Source organism: Mesorhizobium sp. LNHC252B00 (genome assembly GCF_000502955.1).
In the GTDB taxonomy this organism is placed as follows: domain Bacteria; phylum Pseudomonadota; class Alphaproteobacteria; order Rhizobiales; family Rhizobiaceae; genus Mesorhizobium.
Window position 1 is genome coordinate 15,931 of sequence record NZ_AYWO01000033.1, and the last position, 18,626, is coordinate 34,556.

Consider the following 18,626-nt stretch of genomic DNA (forward strand, 5'->3'; position numbering starts at 1 on the left):
GAGGGCGCATTTTCCGGAGCCTGCACGATGAACGAAGCTCAGGATCTGTTCTCGCTTCTGCGGCAATCGACCGATGTCGATCCACTGGCAATCGACGCGATCAAGCGGACCATCTCGGAGGGCAAGGACCGCGAACTTTGCCGCATCAATGCGCCAGCCTTCGCCAGCAAGCATGGCCTCGACGAGGAGCGGACCATAGGCGCCTTTCTCCACGCGGCGCGGGTGGGCATCTTCGACATTTCCTGGAATGTTCTGTGCCCCGGCTGTGGCGGCGTGCTCGACACCAACGCCACGCTGAAAACCCTGCAGAAGGACGAATACACCTGCGCGCTGTGCTCCGAGGGCTATTCGCCGACCCTCGACGAGATGGTCGAGGTGACATTCACCGTGAGTCCCCGCGTGCGCAGGATTGCCGCCCACAATCCACACGAACTGCCGATGGTGGAATATTTCAGCCAGATCTACTGGGCGTCCGGCGTTGATCTGCCGGAAGAAGATTTCGCGAAGACGATCGAAGCGTTCTCGCTGGAGGATATAGAACTTGCGCCCGGTGAAAAGGCGGTTCTGCCCATACAGCTTCCGTCCGAATTCATCATCGTCTTCGAGCCGGTCACCCATTCAGCGCAGTTCATCGACGTGAAGGGCGAACCGACAAAGGAGCGCCGAAGCCTCTCTTTGGTCTTCGACCGCGACCATGTCCAAAACCAGACGCTGGAGATGCAGCCCGGCCCGTTGCGCATTTCGCTGGAAAACAGGACCGACACCCGCGTGCTGCCGACGGTCTTCATCGCTGGCCAGGCATTGCATGATTTGCTGGGCAAACGCCGGCCCTTCCTCACCGCCAAGCGCCTGCTCACCAACCAGACGTTTCGCGATCTCTATCGCACGGATACGCTCGACATCAACCAGCGCCTGAAGATCACCAGCCTGACCTTCCTGTTCACCGACCTGCGCGGATCGACCGCGCTTTACGAGCGGGTGGGCGACCTTTCCGCCTTCGATCTCGTGCGCGCGCATTTCCAGGTTCTGCACGAGATCGTCGCCGCGGAGGCAGGCGCGGTGGTGAAGACGATCGGTGATGCAGTGATGGCGACCTTCGCGACGCCTGATCGTGCGATTGCCGCTGCCCTCAGGATGCGCGATGCCATGCGTGCACTCAACGACCAGAGCGGGCGCGAGGATCTGCTGCTCAAGATCGGCATCCATGCCGGCCCCTGCATCGCCGTGTCCATGAACGAGCGACAGGACTATTTCGGCCAGACGGTCAACATTGCTTCGCGGGTCCAGAACCTTGCCAACGCACAGGCGATCTTCGCCACCCGTGCGGTGGTCGACGACAATCTCACCGCCGATCTGTTGCGCAGGAACGCGCTGACGCCCGTGCCTCACGAAGTCTCGCTGCGCGGCATCGAGCGAGAGATAGCAGTATATACGATCCCCTGAAGATTGGGCCCCTGGGTCCGTCTCCGCCCTTCACACGCGTCTAGCGATAAAATAGCGATCGGCGGGTACCGAAGGGGGCGGCGGGAGGCGTTGCAACTGTGGGTGATCGAGCGGCGTGCCACTGACCGCGATGCCGCCGACGCGAAGCAGGCGGGCGGTCAGATCGGGAAGCCAGGTAGAAGTCACTGCATCGCGATCTTCATAGCCGGTGCCAAGGTCGGCATGAACCAGAGCGGCGTCGATGCCAATGAACCTGCTCGCCGTCTCGCGTATTTCGCCGAGCACGAGGTTCTCAGCTTCGGGAATTGAGCTGGAGTGGGCGGCGAGTGCGCGGTCGAATGCCACGATCCGGCGCCCGGGCAGGCGCTCGCGCAGATGGTGGAACGTCCGTCCATTGCCGAGGCCGAGCTCGATCACGGGGCCCTCGATCTTCGCCACCTCCGCGCAGACTTGATCGAGAATGTCGCGCTGTGCGGTCATCCTGCGGATGAAACTCTCGAGGCGACTCATATGCGTTTGCGTGTCCTGAACCAGCTCAAGAGATCGGCAATGCCCGCGATTAAACCCCGATCGAGCCTCGTCGCATATAGAGGCCAACGATGAACACTGCAACAACCGAACAGGCTGCCGACGAGGATCGTAACGGGTCGACTTGGCGGCCCGGCGCGCGGCGGAATAGCGATGTCATTTGTATGGGTCTGCGGCGTCCCGCAAGCCGTCGCCGAGGAAGTTGAACGCCAAGATGACGAGAATGACGGGGAGCATCGGCAAAAGCAGCCATGGATAGAACGCGATGACGCTAACGCTGCGCGCCTCGGTTAGCAGGATGCCCCAGCTGGTTGTCGGCGGCCGCAGGCCGAGCCCGAGGAAGCTCAGCGCCGTCTCGCCCAGGATCATGCCGGGTATGGAGATCGTCGCCGTCGCGATCAGATGCGACATGAAGCCGGGAATGAGGTGCCGCCGGATAATGCGGCTGCTGTTGGCGCCCATCAATTGCGCTGCCAGGACGTAATCCTCCTCGCGCAAGGCCAGAAGCTTTGAACGCACGGCCCGCGCCAGTCCGGTCCAGTGGAGCAGCCCGAGGATGACGGTGATGCCGAAGTAGATCAGGATCGGACTCCAGGTTATCGGCATGATCGCCGCCAGGGCCAGCCATAGCGGAATACTGGGGATCGATTGCAGAACTTCGATTATCCGTTGAACNATACGTGCGCCATAGATGATGCGCGAGAGCACATCGCGCCCCAGCCTGTCAGTGCCGGCCAGAAAGAGCTGGCCGTTTTCAGCAGGGCAGACAAAATGCCTGTCACCTTCGATCAGGCCCCAGAACCGGTAACTGTCGCCCTTGCAGAAGAAACGGATCCGCTGAACATCATCCGGTTTCTCGATGTAGTTCCGCTTGAGCGTATCCATGTCCAGCGTCATCTGGCGGCCATAGACGAACGGCCCGACGAGTTGGCCGTTGTGGAACAGGTGCACCCGCTGCGGCGGCGAATAGATGTAGTCCATGTTGCGCGTGTGCAGATTGTAGGGCGCCAGGAACTCGCAGATCAGTATCCCGAAATAGAGCGCTGCCAGGAATATGCCGGATACAAGCGCAAGCCGGTGCCGTCGGAATTTCCACCACATCAGGCGCAACTGCGACGCCTGAAAGACCTTCGACTGCTCCGCCGTCATCGCCTCGACCGATTGCAGATCAAAGGGCGCGATGGAAACGTAGTGTTGCAGTGGGGCACCCGGAGCGGGCAGCGGCGATTGCGTGTTCATTTTGTGCTGCCGCCCTGCAAACGAATTCGCGGATCAAGGAGCGCAAGCGCCAAGTCGGAAATCAGGACACCGATGACCGTCAGGAAGGCGAGGAACATCAGGAACGACCCTGCCAGATACATATCCTGGCTTTGCAGCGCTCTGATCAGCATCGGCCCGGTCGTTTCCAAAGACAGCACTATCGCGGTGATTTCGGCACCGGAGATGATGGCCGGCAGGATAGAGCCGATGTCGGAAATGAAGAAATTGAGCGCCATGCGCAGCGGATATTTGACGAGCGCCCTGAAGGGATGAAGGCCTTTGGCGCGCGCGGTCACGACATATTGCTTGTGAAGCTCATCGAGCAGATTGGCGCGCAGCCGCCGGATCATGCTTGCCGTGCCGCCAGTGCCGATGATCAAGACTGGGATCCAGAGATGGGCGAGGATCGACTTTGCCTTGTCCCAGCTCATCGGCTCACTGAGATATTGCGGGTCCATGAGGTGGCCGATGGAGGTGCCGAACCAGATATTGGCGAAATACATCAGGATCAGCGCCAGCATGAAATTCGGAATGGCAAGGCCGAGAAGGCCGAAGAGAGTAAGGCCATAGTCGCCCCAACTGTATTGATGCGTGGCGGAGTACATGCCGATCGGAAAGGCGATGAGCCAGGTGAATATGATCGTGACGAAGGAAACCAGCACGGTCAGCCACATTCGGTCCCCGACGACGTCGCGAACCGGCAACTCATACTCGAAGGAATAGCCGAAATCGCCGTGCAGCATCCCGCCGACCCAGTAGAAGTAGCGAATGACCGGCGGCTGGTCGAAACCATATTCCTTCCGCATCATTTGGATGCGATCGGAATCCACCGCTTCGCCCTGAGCCCGAAGCTCGGAGACATAGCTGTCGAAATAGTCGCCTGGGGGAAGTTCGATGATCGTGAACACCAGCGCCGATATGATCAGCAGCGTTGGAACCATCACAGCGATGCGCCAGACAATATATCGAAACACGCTCAGGACTCTCCAAGCCAGAATGTATCCGGCATGTAGACACCGAAATAGGCGGTCGGGTCATAGCCGTAGAGCGCCTTGTCAGGCAGATTGCGCAGTCGTGAGGACGCCAGAACCGGCTGATGTGTTCCGTTCACCGTGCCGATCGAAAACACCTGATCGGTGTAGATCGATAGCATTGAATTCCAGATTTCGGCGCGCTCCGCGGCATCGGTCGATGCGTTCCAGCGTTTGAGTAAAGCCACCAACTCGACCACTTCAGGAAGATCGGGCGCCTCACCCATCTTGCCATGGGACAGATAGTAAGCACCCCAAAGCGGCCATTGCAGCTGGTCGTCGATGGTGGGGGCCAACTGGTACGGGTTCATGTCGGGGGTCGGCACGCCATTGTCGATGCCCGACCATATCGACATCATGATCTGGCCGCCAAGCGCGCGGCTGCGGAAGATGTCGCGCTGAGAAGTCCGTACGAACAGGGCGATGCCAATCTGGCGCCAGTGATCGGTGATGAGTTCGAGCGCGTCGGTTTCCAACGTGCTTTCGCCGGCCGTTTCCACTATGATCTGCGCCGGGCGTCCATCGGGAAGTATCCGCAGGCCATCAGCGTCGCGCGCCTGAAGCCCGACCTCGTCGAGCAGGGCGTTGGCCTGGTCGGGATCATGGGCGACCCAGGCCTTCGCGAATTCCGGCCGGTAGAGCGGGCTCTCCGGCAGGACCGTATCTGCACTTTCCTGTGCCAATCCGTAGAACACGGCCAGATTGATCTCGCGCCTGTCCACAGCGAGCGACAGTGCGCGGCGCACGCGCACGTCACGAAAAAGGCCACGCCACACCTGATCGGCACAATTCAGATTGGGCAGCAGCGCCAGCCGCGAACCCTGAGTGCGTTTCCAGAGATGCATCTTCACCGGATAGCGCTTCTCCGTATCCTTCAGGAAGGAGTAATCGGCGAAGTCAATTCCCATGGCTTGCAGGTCGCTCTCGCCCGCACCGGTCTTGGCGGAAATGATGGCCGACGAGCTGACGTTCAAGACAATCCGGTCAACATAGGGCAGTTGCCGGCCATTCTCGTCTGTCCGATGGAAGAACGGGTTTCGCTCGAAGATGAACTGCTCAGCCGGCGGTTTGGTCCGGTTCTGCCAGGGATCGAGCGTCGGCAGTTCCGGGTTCTCCGGGCGATACTGCCGCGACATGCGGATATGCAGGAGCGTCCATTTCTGGACCCGGTTCTCCGTCATGAGGCCGGCGAGCCGGAATGGATCCTGGTATTTCTTGTGGAACTGCTTGAGATAGGCGGCCGGCAGGACAAGCGATAGCGGCGAGGCGGCAGCGAGCTTGGGCAGGAAGTCGGGATTTGGCGCCTCCCAACTGTAGCGGACCGTCAACGGGTCGACGATCTCGAAACGTGGCGGCTTGCCATCCGCCAGCAGGCCCGGGGCAAGGCCGCCTTGCGAAAGCTCATCGTTCAGCCAGACATCTTCCCAGCAATAGCGAAAGTCCTCCGGCGTCAACAGGCTGCCGTCAGACCATTTATGTCCTTCCCGCATCTTGAAAGTGAAGACGCGATCATGGACTACGTCGAAACTTTCGAGAATGTCGGGTTGCATGTTAAGCTTTTCGTCATAGCCGACCAGGCGAGCATACCCATAGATCGTCATCATCCGGATGTCTTTCTGGCTGCCGATGATCGTGCGCAGCGTGCCGCCATACTGGCCGGGCTGCCGGCCCATCGCAGCGAGATTCAACACGCGCGGGCTCTTGGGCAGGCGCTCAGTGAGTCCCGGCAGCGCCCTGGCCTTCAGCTGCGGCAGAAAAAATTCCGGCTCCAGGTCGCCTGCGTGCAACGTGCCCGGCAGAAATGCCGAAGTCATGAGCCCAAGGACGGTGCGCCGGCTGATCAAGGGCGTAGCTCGCTGACATCGGCCGAACGTCGGGCCAGCACGAGGTGGCCGCCGCCAAGATCGAGCGGCGACAGCATACCCTCGTCGCCCTCGTCGCGGAATTGCGGTCCCCATGCGCTGGTGTCGGAGGCGCCGCTGAGCTTCAACGTCTTGAAATCCATCGGTCTGTCGAGATCGGGAAAAGGCACCGCGGCGACCAGTGAGCGCGTGTAGGGGTGGACCGGTTTCCTAAGCAGAATTTCGCGCGGGGCAAGCTCGACTATACGCCCGCCGCACATCACTGCGATGCGGTCTGCCATGTAGTCCACCACCGCCAGGTTGTGGGATATGAATAGGTAGGTCAGGCCCAGTTCCTTCTGCAGGTCCTTCAAGAGGTTCAGGATCTGCGCCTGGACAGAGACATCGAGCGCCGAAACCGGCTCGTCGCAGATCAGGAGTTCAGGCCCCAGCGCCAACGCGCGCGCGATGCCGATACGCTGACGCTGCCCGCCGGAGAAACTGTGCGGATAACGCTTGATGAAGCGCGGATCGAGCCCGATTGCCTGCATAAGGCTCTTGACCGTGGCTAGTCGGGATGCGGCATTGCCCCGTTGATGGATTTCCAACGGCTCGCTCAAGATGTTCTCCACCGTCATGCGAGGTGAAAGCGACGAAACCGGATCCTGGAAGACCATTTGGATTTTCGCTCGCAGCAGGCGCAGGGCGTCTCCCTTGCCTTCCAAGACGTCGATCGGTCCATCGCGGCCGTTGAAGATCACAGAGCCGCCGCTAGGGGTGACAGCCCGCATGAGGATCTTGCTGACGGTGGTTTTGCCGGAGCCGCTTTCGCCGACCAGACCCAGGCACTCACCCCGCCTGATATCGAAGCTCACGCCATCTACGGCGCGAACAGAGGTTTGATGATCGCCGCCGAACCATCCGGACTTGCGGATGGTGAAGGTCTTTTCCAGATCCCTGACCGATAGCAGGATGTCGTCCGGCCCCTTCGATGCCGGCGCCGTCTGTTTGCCGAGCAGGTTCCCGACATTCACAGGCACCTCGCGGAGCGCCTTTAGCCTTTCACCAGGCTTCAGGTCGAAATGCGGAACGGCTGCCATCAGGCCCCTCAGGTAAGGGTGACCTGGCCGGCGGAATATCGCCTCGACAGGTCCCGCTTCCATGATCTCGCCATGGTAGATAACCACAACCTCGTCGGCGACATTGGCGACCACGCCGAGGTCGTGCGTGATCAGCAGCATCGCCATGTTCAGCTTGCTCTGAAGCCCGCGCAGCAATTGCAGGATTTGCGCCTGGATGGTGACGTCCAACGCCGTCGTCGGCTCGTCGGCGATCAACAGGGCGGGCCGGCAGATAAGCGCCATGGCGATCATGGCGCGCTGACGCAGTCCTCCCGAAAGTTCAAACGGATACATGTCATAGGCGCGCTTGGGATTAGGAAAGCCGACAAGGCTGAGCATTTCCTCGGTCCGCGCCTTGCGCTCTGCCCGAGGCAGGGGCGTATGAATCTGCAGGGATTCGCTAACCTGGTTGCCGATCGTGTGCAGCGGCGACAGCGATATCATCGGCTCCTGAAAAATCTTGCCGATGCGGCTGCCTCTCAACGCCCGGATTTCGGGTCCATCACGCGGCATCTGCAGGATATCCTGCGTCGTGCCAGGCTTTTCAGGATCGGAAAATAGGATACGGCCACGAACATGGGCTGTGTTCGGCAAAATGCCCATCACTGCCTGGCTAAGAACCGATTTTCCGGAACCGGACTCGCCCACAAGCGCGGTAACCTTGCCGGGCAGGACGCGAAGATTTGCACGCCTGACGGCATGCAACGGTCCCCCGACAATGGCAAAAGAGATGCCAACATCTTCGACCCGCAGTAGATCAACACCCGAATTCATTCTCACACCAGCCCCACCCTGGCGGCCTGCCGAGCGGCAGGCCCAGAAAGCGAGACTAGCGCATTACCAGCCTAGAGCAACTTGGATTCGAAGCGGTCGCCAGTGGCGAATCCGGCGACCGGACCGGTTACCAAAGGTGTTCGGATCAGATTGGGGCGAGCTACTGGAGCTTCCTCGGGTCGCCCGCCGACAGCCGAGCGGCATCGCGATGAAGCAGCATGACCTGCTCGGCCTCCGATCTCCGGTCGTAAGTCGGCTCCAGCGCACGGTCTTCATCGAGTGCGAGAGCGCCCGACAGATCGGGTGAAAGCACCGTCAGCTTCTGCTTGACCCCCGCCAGTTCCTCGTTGCCGAGCGTTAGCCAGCTGTTAGCGCCGCAATAGCCGGCGAAGTCCTTGCTGGCGAGAACGCAGTGCGGATATTTCTTGGTCAGGGTCTGGAGGCGCTGGACCTCGTTTACTGCCGAGCCGAAGACAGAGAATGTGAGCCGGTCGGTAAGCCCGACATTGCCGAACATCACGTTGCCGACATGCAGGCCGATGCCAAATTTTATGTCGGCCAACCCCTGTTCCTTCCTTCGCAGATTGAGATCGATCATGCGCGCAGTGGCTTTGTGCGCTGCCGCCAGAGCAGACTGGCAGGCGATCTCGGACTGCGAGCGATGCCTTTCGCAAGGGTAGACGGCAATGAAGCCATCCCCTATGAAACTCATGATCTGCCCGCCTTTGCGATTGAAAGGTGCAGCAATGGCATCGAAAAACTGGTTCAGAGTATCGATGTAGATTTCGCGGCCGGAAGTTTCGGCAAGCCTTGTCGACCCGCGCATATCGGCCATGACCAGCGCGGCTCGGATTGTGTCGCCCTCGCCGCGCTTGATCTGGCCGTCCAGCACGCGTCTGCCGGCGTCGCCGCCTAGATAAGTGGTCATCATGTTGTCGGCCAGCTTGGTGAGCACCGCCATTTTGGTTGCGATGGCGAGATGGTTTTGGATACGCAGCAGCGCCGAAATCATGCTGTCGGTGAAACCTGAAGCACTGTCGGTAGACCAGGACCCGATCATGCCCTGACTGGTATTGCCGTTAAAAGGATGGACGAAAGCAATGTAATCGGTCACGCCCATAAGCCTGAGTTCATCGAAAACAGGAAATTCCGACGGGACCGACGGGTCGAGCCGACGCCGCAGATGGTCGAGCTTGTTGCTGAGCAGATGGTAGTATGGGCTGGTCAGGAATCTGTCAGAATGGACACCGTCCTTTTTGCGGAAGCCTTCCACTTCCATGCCTTGGCCGCGAACCCAGGTGAAGCCAAGCGCGTCATAGAGCGGATGAAGCATCGAAAAGCTCAAATGCACCCGCTTCAGCGGCAGGCCGGCAGCAGCCAGCCGTTCGCAAAACCCCTTTACCAATGTTTCCAGCTCGTTGCCCGCCAGCGCCGACTGAGTCAGCCAATCGGCAACCTTATCCATGAGAATTGTGGAAATTTCTGCTTGCGCCGTACTCATACCACCTCGAAACCCGTCGAAGACGGAGCCATTATCCTTCGATCCGCCATAACACAGTCCGCCAGCGACCCAAAGATACCCCAAAGTCAACGAGGCCGGCTTCGGCGGCAGAACGGCGAAAGAATTTCCCGAATGACCGTCCTTGCAACCAAGGAACAGGCTTAACTGCATTCATGTCTTGTGGCGTTATGTGGCGAAGCTGCGGGCGGAGTGCAATCACGATCCTGACATCGCCCAGAAAATTCGCCGGCTGGGGCGCAGTCAGGCCTTCACCACCGTCTCTCGGACGAGCCCGAGACGGCCAAAAACATTGCGTGTGTCGACGATCAGAAGGGCGTGATCAGCGATTGTCTGATAGTCGATCGCGTCATGGTCGGTTGCAACGACGACAGCATCGAAATCCTTCAAGGCCGCCTCGGTCAATTCGACCGAGCGGCGCCCCTTGATCGCCATATGCTCCCTTGTGGTCGGGATCTCGGGAACATGCGGATCGTGGAATTCCGCCTTGCCGCCCCATTCCTCGATGAGTTCAATGAGCCGCAATGAGGGGCTTTCGCGTATGTCGGGCACATTCTTCTTATAGGCGAGCCCGATGATGAGAATGCGCGAGCGGCTGAGCGCCTTGCCGCAGCGCCGGTCCAGCGCTTTCGCCAGTTCATCGACCACATGACGCGGCATGGCAGTGTTGATCTCTGCCGCCAGCTCGATGAAGCGGGTCGGCAGTTCGTATTCGCGCGCCTTCCACGTCAGGTAGAAGGGATCGATCGGAACGCAGTGCCCGCCCAATCCGGGGCCAGGATAGAAAGGCATGTAGCCGAAGGGCTTGCTCTTGGCCGCCTCGATCACCTCCCAGATGTCGATGCCCATCGCGCCGAGCACGACCTTCAATTCGTTGACGAGGGCTATGTTGACCGAACGGAAGATGTTTTCCGTCAGCTTGACTGCCTCGGCGGTCGCCGTGGTGGAAACCGGAACGACGGTTTTGACCACGCCTTGGTAGAAAGCCTGCACGAGCGTCGCCGCTTCAACGCCGTCACCTGCCACGACCTTCGGGATCGTCGCGACTTCAAAGCTGCGGTTGCCGGGATCCTCGCGTTCGGGCGAGAAGCCGAGGAAGAAGTCTATCCTCGACTGCAAGCCGGTTTCTTCCAGCATGGGCTTGATCACGTCGTCGGTGGTGCCGGGATAGGTAGTAGATTCCAGCACGATGAGGTGGCCGAGACGCAGATACTTTGCGATGGTGCCAGTGGTGTTCCTGACAAAGGAGAGGTCCGGCTCACGGTTTTTCGTCAGCGGTGTCGGAACGCAGATGATGATGATATCGCAGACGGACAGTTCGGCAAAATCCGCGGTGGCGCGGAACCGTCCACTCGCCACGTGGCCTGCAAGGGCTGTCGACGTCACCGCCTCGATGTAGGATTGGCCGCTGTTCAGGCTCTCGACTTTCTGGGCTTCGATGTCGAAGCCGAAAACCGGGAAGCCGGCGCGTGCGACCGCAATTGCCAGCGGCAACCCGACATAGCCCAATCCGATCACGCCGACTTGCGCGGCGTGCGTCGAGATACGGTTCAGCAGACGGTCATATGCCGATCGTGAAGCGTCCAAAAATCTGCTTCCCCGTTAATTCGGATAGGCTGGCCGTTCCCATGGCGCGGCTTACCATGGTCCCAGGAACCATGGCCGAGGCATATTGCGGAAAAAGGATTCCCGCAAGCCGTCATCAGACCGGCAACTTTGCCTTCAAGCTTGCGGCAGCCATCGCATAGCCGCCGGCGGCACCATCTATGAAATGAACGTGATCGCGCTGCAGAGGCGAGGCGACGAGGCATGTCATCAAGGCCGATTTCTGGCGGTGTAGGCCATAGTTGCAGATGCCCGCCTCTTCCGCCTGTTTCAGCCGGTTCTCGATCCGTTGCAACACATCAGCGTCAACGTCGATGGTCATCTTCAAGCCGTCATCGAATTTCCGGAAATCCGAATTGCTGGCCACGTCGCGTTTGTAGATTTTCGGATCGAAACTGCCGATCGTCCAGCCATATCTATCGGTGACGGCCGTAAGCGTCATCAGGAACACTATCCACACCTTCGACAACCACCGCCGTCCCGCCGGCGCCGTGGCTCGCGCCTCGATATCCAGGCCGGCGGGCAGCAAACTGTAGTCCGGTCCGTTCACCGGCACCGGGTGGCCATCGCGTTCCTGCCTGCGGGCAAGGGCGATGATGTCGGATGCCAGATACTGAAAACCGCGCAAGTCGCGCGACGCCCCCGGTATGGCTATGATCGAGACGATTTCGCCATGCCGGGTCTCGATCGGGTTCCAGCGGCAGGAGAGGCCGGTCAGATCCGGTCGCGCGCCGGCTGGCGCAGGATCGACACGGTAGCGCCCCGCTTTCATCTCGGCTTCCGCCCAACTGCCGCCACCGCCGGCGAACATGGCATAGAAGACCGCATCGGAGGCTTGGAACCTTGCCACCCGAACGTCGAGGCCTTGGGCTCGAATATCCTTTATCGGCACGATTGCGGCTCGCAAGGTCAGGTCCAGTTCGTCCGCCACCCATCTTTGGACAGCCGCCAGCGCGTTGCGGGTGATCTCCAGCGCCGAGCCGGGAAACGCGACGAGCGCGCCGTCGCCGCCGAAGACAAAGGGCAGATCTTGCCGACCCAGCGCATTGAGCAGCGCCGAAATGACGCTGGCGCCGGCCATATTGACTGTTTTGTAGCGTCCAGCCTCGATCGCCTTGGTCGAGCCGACAATGTCGGCGGTGGCCAGCGCCCAGCCATCGGGGAGAGGCCGATAGTTGTCGATATCGGCAACGCTTTCGAACTTTGCGAAGACCGGCAGAGAAGCGACAAACGGGTCGGACGCGGCAGCTGTTTCCATGAGCATCAGATAGCACATTCCACTGCTTGAAGGTGAAGTCGATCATGCTTCGAAATTGACTTGCGCATGCTTTCCGATGATAGGGTCGCGCGATGCGAATTGCCTTCTACGCGCCGCTGAAGTCGCCCAATCATCCCGTCGCCTCCGGCGACCGCCAGATGGCACGGATGCTGGTCAAGGCGCTGGAGCATGGAGGCCACAGCGTCGAACTGGCATCCGAATTGCGCTTCTATCTACGCGAACCGGAGCCGAAAAGTTTCGATGCGCTCAAGATAGAGGCCCGAGGGGAAGCCGCGCGGCTGACCAGGCTTTGGGATCGTGACGGCAAGCCCGATCTATGGTTCTGCTATCATCCCTATTATAAAGCGCCCGACCTGATCGGGCCCGAGCTGGCGTCGACCTTTGCTATCCCATATGTGACAGCGGAAGCTTCCTATTCGAGGCGGCGCAATGCCGGTTTGTGGGCCGATACGCAAGCGTTGGTGGTGCGAGCCGTCGAGCAGGCGGCGCTGAACATCTGCTTCACGCAAAGGGATCGTCAGGGACTGGCAGATGCGATACCCGACGTCGCTCTTGATATGCTGTCGCCCTTCATCGACACATCGGTATTCCGGGAAATGCCGGGACGAGGTTGTCCGACGCGCCTCGTCACCGTTGCCATGATGCGCCCGGGCGACAAAGTCGAAAGCTATCGCATGCTGGCGCAAGCGCTCGGCGTGATCGGCCACCTGCCCTGGACCATGTCGGTCGTCGGCGACGGGCCCGCCCGTGACGAGGTCAAGGCGCAATTCGCCGGCTTGCCCGCCGACCGTATCGAATGGCTTGGCGCGATTGAGCCAGCCGCCGTGCCGGATGTCCTCTATGGTGGAGGAATTTACGTCTGGCCGGGTTTCGGCGAGGCCTATGGCGTTGCCTATCTTGAAGCACAGGCCGCCGGGCTTCCGGTGGTGGCTCAGGACATCGCCGGCGTGCCGGAAGTCGTGCGAGATGGCCAGACCGGGTTTCTCACCCCGCCGAGCGATGTGGCGGCGTTCGCTTCTGCCATTGAAAGGCTTCTGGCCCGTAACGACGAAAGAACCATCATGGCCGCAGAAGCCAGACGTTTCATCCTCGAAGAACGTTCCCTCGGCGTTGCAGCGGCGCGTCTGGCCGAACTTCTTCCGAAGGTCTCCGTTTCATGACATCCGATCGGATCTGGCAGCCCTTGGTGGAAGAACTGGCGGGCCGGCAGCGGGCGGGTCGTAAGGCAGAGTTCTGGCTGCGCGACGATGATGCCGTGGATCCGACACCTTCGCTTGATCGGCTGCTCGACCTCACCGGCGAGTTCGCGGTTCCGGTCACTCTGGCCGTCATTCCGGCCCTCACCGACGAGAAGCTTGTCGCCCGGCTTGACGAGGCGCCGCAAACCACGGTCGCCATCCATGGCTGGCTGCATCGAAATCATGCGCCCGAGGGTCAGAAAAAGCAGGAACTCGGCGCCCATCGGCCACGCGAGGCGGTGCTCGATGAACTGGCTGGCGGGCTGTCGCACGTAACCGGCCTGCACGGCGCGCGCACCATTCCGATGCTGGTGCCCCCCTGGAACAGGATCGACGCCGGCCTGGTATCCGACCTAGGATCGATAGGATTTGCGGCATTGTCGGTCTATGGGCCGCCGAAACCGGCCTCACTGGCGGTCATCAACAGCAATGTCGACATCATGGATTGGCATGGCACGCGCGGCTGCCGCGATCATGGCTTATTGGTCCAGGCTATCATCGCGCACTTGCAGCATGCATTCGACGACGAACCGGTCGGCCTGCTCACCCACCATCTCGTACATGATGAATCGGCCTGGCTTTTCCTCGAACGGCTGTTCACAGTCACTGCACAGACTGACCCCTGCGCATGGCTTCCAATCAGGACATTGATCGGGCGCAGCGCCGGCAAAGGAAAATAGCTCAGCGCTTTTTGTGCAATGAGACTGGAAATTCGAGCGTCTGGCCATCCCGCGCGGCAAAAGCGCCGGCAAACCTGTCTTTGGCCAGTTTCTCGATCTCATCCAGTTCCTCGTCGGTGCGTGTCGCATCGTGGTGAAACAGCGCAAGCCCTCGCGCACCGGCCGCCTCACAGAGTTTGACGCCCTGTTGCCATGTCGAGTGCCCGTTACCGCGGCGTCGTTCCATTTCCTCCTCGGTGTAGGTGCAGTCGTAGATGACGAGGTCGGCATCTTCGATGAGGCCGAGCACCGTGCGATCGAGTTTGTCCGGCTCGTGCTCAGTGTCTGTGATCACTGCCACGACGCGGCCGCCCCATTCGACCCGATAGCCGATACAGCCGCCTGGGTGAACAAGACTGCCGGTTCGGACCACCACCCCTTCGCGCGGCCGAAGCACGTCTCCGGGCATGAAATCGCGGCAGTCGAGGCTTGCCTTGCAGACATCCAGTTTCACCGGAAACCACGGCGGCCGCATGAACTCATCGACCATCTGCCGGGTCGTCATGCGTCCTGCAAGATGCCCGGACCAAATCGTAACCTTGACGCCCCGGTCGTAGATCGGCGCGAAGAAGGGCAGCCCGATGATGTGATCGTAGTGGCAATGGGTGAAAAGCAGGTCGAAATCGGCCACTCCCGACTTCCGAAGCGCCCCGCCGGCAGGCCGCAGGCCAGAGCCCGCGTCGAACAGAAGCGTATGCTTACCACATCGCAACTCAATGCAGCTTGTGTTGCCGCCATAGCGAGAGAATTCTGGCCCCGATACCGGAATGCTGCCGCGCACACCCCAAAACCTGACCAGGAAAACGTCGTCGTCCATGGTAGTCCCTTCGCGGTTCCCGTCGCTCATCGTAGCCAAACAACTGCTGCTAGAGCAATTCCAGGAACAGTGTGAACCAGTTTTCCGTCCGAATTTGCGTCCAAACAAGAGGCGAGACTGGTTTCCTCCAGTGACCTCAAGAGGCCAGTGCTATCACGACGGGGAGGATCGACCGCACGTCATTCGCTATTTGGCGCTTCGTGCGTCGATCAGATCCGCAGTGGTGTGGCTCAGGCGATCGGCAAGAACCCGCAATATCTCAATGGTCATTTCCGGCGACTCCTTCATAAGCCTCAGGAAATGTTCCTTGCTGATTCTTAAGGCTTCCAGCTGACTTGCCGCTCTGACGGTGGCAGTGCGGGAGCTGTTGCACAGTATGGCGATCTCGCCAACAATCGAATTTGGCACCATTTCGGCAACTTTTATCGGTCCGCTGTCGGAATCGACCAGAATATCTGCCCTGCCCGAAAGGATGACATAGGCGGCATCTCCCTCGTCGCCCTGCCGGAAAAGGACCTGGCCGGCGCTGTAGCTCACGCGATCGGATGTGAACGCAAGCAATTTGAGCTTTGTCAACTCGATGCCAGAAAACAAGGGAACGCGTTGCAGCATTCCAACTTCATCCTTGAGCAGCATTGTCGCAAACCTCAAAATTCGCGCTTGCCAGACTAGAGCAACGGGCGCCCAGATGGAATTAATTCCGTCTTCGGGACATCGCTCTACGACACCAGTTCCTTGAAGATACCGTTCTCTGCCAAAAGTGTCTCGTGTGTTCCGTCTTCCACCAATTGACCCGAGTCGAAGACGATAACGCGATCGAACATCATCGCCATTGACGGATTCGTAACGACCCACACAATTGCCGGCGAATGGCCGTCGCGTCTGGCTTCCTCGAGCACGTTTCGCAGCACCCTATCCTGCATGCGTTGGTCGAGCGCCGATAGTGGCCGGTTGAGAATGAGAAAATCGGGACGCTTGAGCAAGGCTCGGGCAACATCGAGCTTCTGTCGCTGTCCACCGGTCAGCCGCCTGCCGCCGGAGCCGACGTTGAAGTCCAGGCCAACATCCAGAAGTTCGGCATAAAGCCCCAGCTCGTCAAGAATGTCATAGAGGATGGAGCGTATGCGGTCCGGCGCGTCGGGATGATTGTTGCCCACACGCCCGAACAGGACATTATCCATGACGGTGGCCGCGGCAATGTATCTGGCAGGGTCATACCGTTCGACCGCAGTTTGCAGTTCGGGCGGCAGGTTTTCATAGAACCGGTTGCGGGCAGCGACGATCTTGCTCATCAGCTCATCGCTCAGCAGGCCGAAGCGGTGCCGAGGCTCGATGTAGGCAAAACTCAAGGTGACGATCATGGCACGGTCGTTCTCCGAAACCGCCTCGTAGGGACGATTCTTGAGCCGTTGCAGCAAGGTTTCGTACGCGGGTATCTCGTCGGCGCTCATGAAGGCGAGCTGCTGGAAGAACTGGTGATCGGGTGGCAGGTCGGCAAATAGCTCAATCGCCTGTTGGGCGATTTCCATGCCCATTTCGTAGAGCGTTCGGTCGAGGCCGGCTTGTCTCAGCACAGAAGCAAAATAGGGATTGGCGGCAAGAGCCCTGTCGGCCAGTTCGGGGCCGGCGGCAGCGCCGAAGAGCAGGTTTTGGCCGATCGTTGCTTCCTTGTTGTAGGCGCCCGGTTCGAAAGGAACCACCAGTCCGCTCAGCCCTTCCTGGTCCAGCCGGGTTCGCAGCGCCGCACGCAGTTCGACGATCCGCCTGGCAAGCTCAGTGTGACGCGCGAGGTCGGCCGAAGAGCGCAAACCAAGATCCAGAATATCGCGCGACAGAACAACCGCGTCGAGCACCCGGCGCACGGCTTCAAAGAGGTCGTGCGGGCCGGTAGCGCCAGCGGAAGCATAGTTGATCCAGTCGCTGTGGATATCAAAATCCGGATTGCCCGACCGGCGCGCCTCGTGGATGTTCCAGCGATGCTGGTCCGCCGCGACACCGTCATAAGACGCCGATGTCAGCGGCGCATGCTTCAACCCGTAGAGCAGGTTATCGCGAAGGCTTGCCTGGAACAGGAAAACATCCGACGAGGCATAGGACATGCGCCGGCCGGTCACTGCTTCGGGGAGTTCAAGCAGGTCGTCTGCGCCCGAAGCGACTCTTCCGCTGTCCGGCCAGTTCAGCCGCGCGAAAGCTTCTGCAAGCGCCTCCGCTCCACCTGTTGCGGTACTGACCAGCGCCACCGTCTCACCCGGCTTGACCTGGAGGGAGACACGGTTGAGGAGCATCGCACCGCCATCGTCTGCTATGGACAGACCGATCGCCGACAGGGGGTTGGTCATCGGTTCGGGATCGTCGATCGTCAATGCCCCGATTTTCGGCGCGATGAGACTCTCGACGGTGAACTGTTCAACCACCTGTTGATATTTGACCTGGACATCCTGCCGATCCTGATCCCAGTCGATCAGTTCCTTCATCGGTCCGGGCAGGTCCTTGTAGGCGCCGATCACGGCCACGAGCTGGCCGACGTCCAGTCGCCCCTGGATGACCAGATACCCGCCGATCATGTAGAACAGAAAGGGCGTGAGCTGCGCGAGAAAATTGTTGAGGAACTTCACCATGAATTTCCATTGGTAAAGATCGAAGCGGATCTTGAAGATGAGCCCGAGCCGGGCAGCTATGTCGGCGCGCTCGTAGTTTGATGTGTCGTGGACGTGAACCGCGCCGATGCCGTCGACGATTTCGCCAACCCGGCCCGAAAGCGCGCGCGCCGTCAACTGCCGTTGGCGCCCGAGCACGATCAGCCGCCGCCGCATTCGCGGGATGAGCACGATCTGGATCACCACGATCACGACCGCTATCATTCCGAGCCAGACGTTCTGGATCATGATGAACAGCATGGACGTCAGCGCCTGGCCGCCGAGCAGTACCGGCTGCAGGAAGGCATCGCCGATGAAGCCGCCCAGCGGCTCCACCTCGTCCTTCACCATGGTCGCCACTTCGGCGGATTTCACCCGCTTGAAGTAGACCGGCGGAAACCGCAGCACACGATCGACCAGATCGAAGCGGATACGCCGCAGCATACGTTCGCCGAGGCGGCCCTTGTAGGTGTTGATGTACAGTTTGAACAGGCCGTTGATGACGACCAGCAAGAGGAACACAAGGCTCAGGGCAAACAGCGTCTCCTTGCGGTCGAGCTGAAAACCGGAGAAGAACTGGACCTCTCCAATGAACGGCACGTTATAGTGTAGCCTCATGAATGGCTGGGTCGCGCCCGGTTGCTCGAAACCCTTGCCTTGGATCGGGCCGTTGACGATCAGCTTCGGCAGGTCGAAGGACATGAAATACGGGATCATCGAAAGCAGGACGATCATCAATATCCAGAGCTGCTGCTTCTTGGTGTGCGTCCAGATATAGCGGGCTAGGCTGGGTTCCATATGAGACTGTGGATCCT

The 18,626-nt window shown here is 60.0% G+C and carries 14 protein-coding genes; 3 read left to right on the forward strand and 11 right to left on the reverse strand.

Features of this window, described 5'->3' with window-relative positions; genetic code table 11:
* Positions 1-27 precede the first annotated feature (27 nt).
* Positions 28-1,443: an adenylate/guanylate cyclase domain-containing protein gene (locus tag X744_RS143840; protein WP_023762165.1), complete on the forward strand. Its 1,416-nt coding sequence runs from the start codon at positions 28-30 to the stop codon at positions 1,441-1,443.
* Between the two features lie 30 nt (positions 1,444-1,473).
* Here X744_RS143840 and X744_RS143835 read toward each other — a convergent pair whose 3' ends face one another.
* The 8 genes from X744_RS143835 to X744_RS143800 form a co-directional block, all read right to left on the reverse strand.
* A complete protein-coding gene (locus tag X744_RS143835; RefSeq protein ID WP_023762166.1) occupies positions 1,474-1,953 on the reverse strand; it encodes a class I SAM-dependent methyltransferase in 480 nt (159 codons plus the stop codon).
* Between the two features lie 174 nt (positions 1,954-2,127).
* On the reverse strand, positions 2,128-3,210 hold the full coding sequence (locus X744_RS143830; RefSeq protein WP_023762167.1) for an ABC transporter permease: 1,083 nt from the start codon (positions 3,208-3,210) through the stop codon (positions 2,128-2,130).
* A complete protein-coding gene (locus X744_RS143825) occupies positions 3,207-4,205 on the reverse strand; it encodes an ABC transporter permease (protein ID WP_031261060.1) in 999 nt (332 codons plus the stop codon). The genes X744_RS143830 and X744_RS143825 overlap by 4 nt, the downstream gene beginning before the upstream one ends.
* A 2-nt stretch (positions 4,206-4,207) precedes the next feature.
* Positions 4,208-6,106, reverse strand: coding sequence for an ABC transporter substrate-binding protein (locus X744_RS143820; protein WP_023762169.1), 1,899 nt, complete (start codon positions 6,104-6,106; stop codon positions 4,208-4,210).
* Positions 6,103-7,998: an ABC transporter ATP-binding protein gene (locus X744_RS143815; RefSeq protein ID WP_023762170.1), complete on the reverse strand. Its 1,896-nt coding sequence runs from the start codon at positions 7,996-7,998 to the stop codon at positions 6,103-6,105. The genes X744_RS143820 and X744_RS143815 overlap by 4 nt, the downstream gene beginning before the upstream one ends.
* Before the next feature lie 160 nt (positions 7,999-8,158).
* A complete protein-coding gene (locus X744_RS143810; protein ID WP_031261062.1) occupies positions 8,159-9,499 on the reverse strand; it encodes an adenylate/guanylate cyclase domain-containing protein in 1,341 nt (446 codons plus the stop codon).
* A 261-nt stretch (positions 9,500-9,760) separates the two neighbouring features.
* Positions 9,761-11,104 (reverse strand): nucleotide sugar dehydrogenase, encoded by a 1,344-nt coding sequence (locus X744_RS143805; protein ID WP_023762172.1) that lies wholly within the window; start codon positions 11,102-11,104, stop codon positions 9,761-9,763.
* A gap of 115 nt (positions 11,105-11,219) precedes the next feature.
* Complete coding sequence (locus X744_RS143800) at positions 11,220-12,380, reverse strand: DUF3095 domain-containing protein (RefSeq protein ID WP_031261064.1); 1,161 nt, start codon at positions 12,378-12,380, stop codon at positions 11,220-11,222.
* A gap of 92 nt (positions 12,381-12,472) precedes the next feature.
* Here X744_RS143800 and X744_RS143795 point away from each other — a divergent pair, with 92 nt between their 5' ends.
* Both X744_RS143795 and X744_RS143790 read left to right on the forward strand, forming a co-directional pair.
* Positions 12,473-13,561: a glycosyltransferase family 4 protein gene (locus X744_RS143795; RefSeq protein WP_023762174.1), complete on the forward strand. Its 1,089-nt coding sequence runs from the start codon at positions 12,473-12,475 to the stop codon at positions 13,559-13,561.
* Positions 13,558-14,319, forward strand: a complete 762-nt coding sequence (locus tag X744_RS143790; RefSeq protein ID WP_023762175.1) for a polysaccharide deacetylase family protein — start codon at positions 13,558-13,560, stop codon at positions 14,317-14,319. The genes X744_RS143795 and X744_RS143790 overlap by 4 nt, the downstream gene beginning before the upstream one ends.
* Before the next feature lies 1 nt (position 14,320).
* Here the strand turns inward: X744_RS143790 and X744_RS143785 are convergent, their stop codons facing one another.
* The 3 genes from X744_RS143785 to X744_RS143775 all read right to left on the reverse strand — a co-directional run bounded on the left by X744_RS143785 (position 14,321) and on the right by X744_RS143775 (position 18,609).
* Positions 14,321-15,175 carry an MBL fold metallo-hydrolase gene (locus X744_RS143785; RefSeq protein ID WP_023762176.1) on the reverse strand — a complete coding sequence of 285 codons (855 nt, stop codon included), beginning with the start codon at positions 15,173-15,175 and terminating at the stop codon, positions 14,321-14,323.
* A gap of 186 nt (positions 15,176-15,361) precedes the next feature.
* Positions 15,362-15,811: a cyclic nucleotide-binding domain-containing protein gene (locus X744_RS143780; RefSeq protein WP_023762177.1), complete on the reverse strand. Its 450-nt coding sequence runs from the start codon at positions 15,809-15,811 to the stop codon at positions 15,362-15,364.
* 83 nt (positions 15,812-15,894) lie between these two features.
* Positions 15,895-18,609, reverse strand: coding sequence for an ABC transporter ATP-binding protein (locus X744_RS143775; protein WP_023762178.1), 2,715 nt, complete (start codon positions 18,607-18,609; stop codon positions 15,895-15,897).
* Positions 18,610-18,626 lie beyond the last annotated feature (17 nt).

What these genes read in the sequence shown, in the direction of transcription:
- X744_RS143840 (WP_023762165.1), top strand. Translation starts at nt 28, where the DNA reads ATGAACGAAGCTCAGGATCTGTTCTCGCTTCTGCGGCAATCGACCGAT.
- X744_RS143835 (WP_023762166.1), bottom strand. Translation starts at nt 1,953, where the DNA reads ATGAGTCGCCTCGAGAGTTTCATCCGCAGGATGACCGCACAGCGCGAC.
- X744_RS143815 (WP_023762170.1), bottom strand. Translation starts at nt 7,998, where the DNA reads ATGAATTCGGGTGTTGATCTACTGCGGGTCGAAGATGTTGGCATCTCT.
- X744_RS143810 (WP_031261062.1), bottom strand. Translation starts at nt 9,499, where the DNA reads ATGAGTACGGCGCAAGCAGAAATTTCCACAATTCTCATGGATAAGGTT.
- X744_RS143800 (WP_031261064.1), bottom strand. Translation starts at nt 12,380, where the DNA reads ATGGAAACAGCTGCCGCGTCCGACCCGTTTGTCGCTTCTCTGCCGGTC.
- X744_RS143795 (WP_023762174.1), top strand. Translation starts at nt 12,473, where the DNA reads ATGCGAATTGCCTTCTACGCGCCGCTGAAGTCGCCCAATCATCCCGTC.
- X744_RS143790 (WP_023762175.1), top strand. Translation starts at nt 13,558, where the DNA reads ATGACATCCGATCGGATCTGGCAGCCCTTGGTGGAAGAACTGGCGGGC.
- X744_RS143785 (WP_023762176.1), bottom strand. Translation starts at nt 15,175, where the DNA reads ATGGACGACGACGTTTTCCTGGTCAGGTTTTGGGGTGTGCGCGGCAGC.
- X744_RS143780 (WP_023762177.1), bottom strand. Translation starts at nt 15,811, where the DNA reads ATGCTGCTCAAGGATGAAGTTGGAATGCTGCAACGCGTTCCCTTGTTT.
- X744_RS143775 (WP_023762178.1), bottom strand. Translation starts at nt 18,609, where the DNA reads ATGGAACCCAGCCTAGCCCGCTATATCTGGACGCACACCAAGAAGCAG.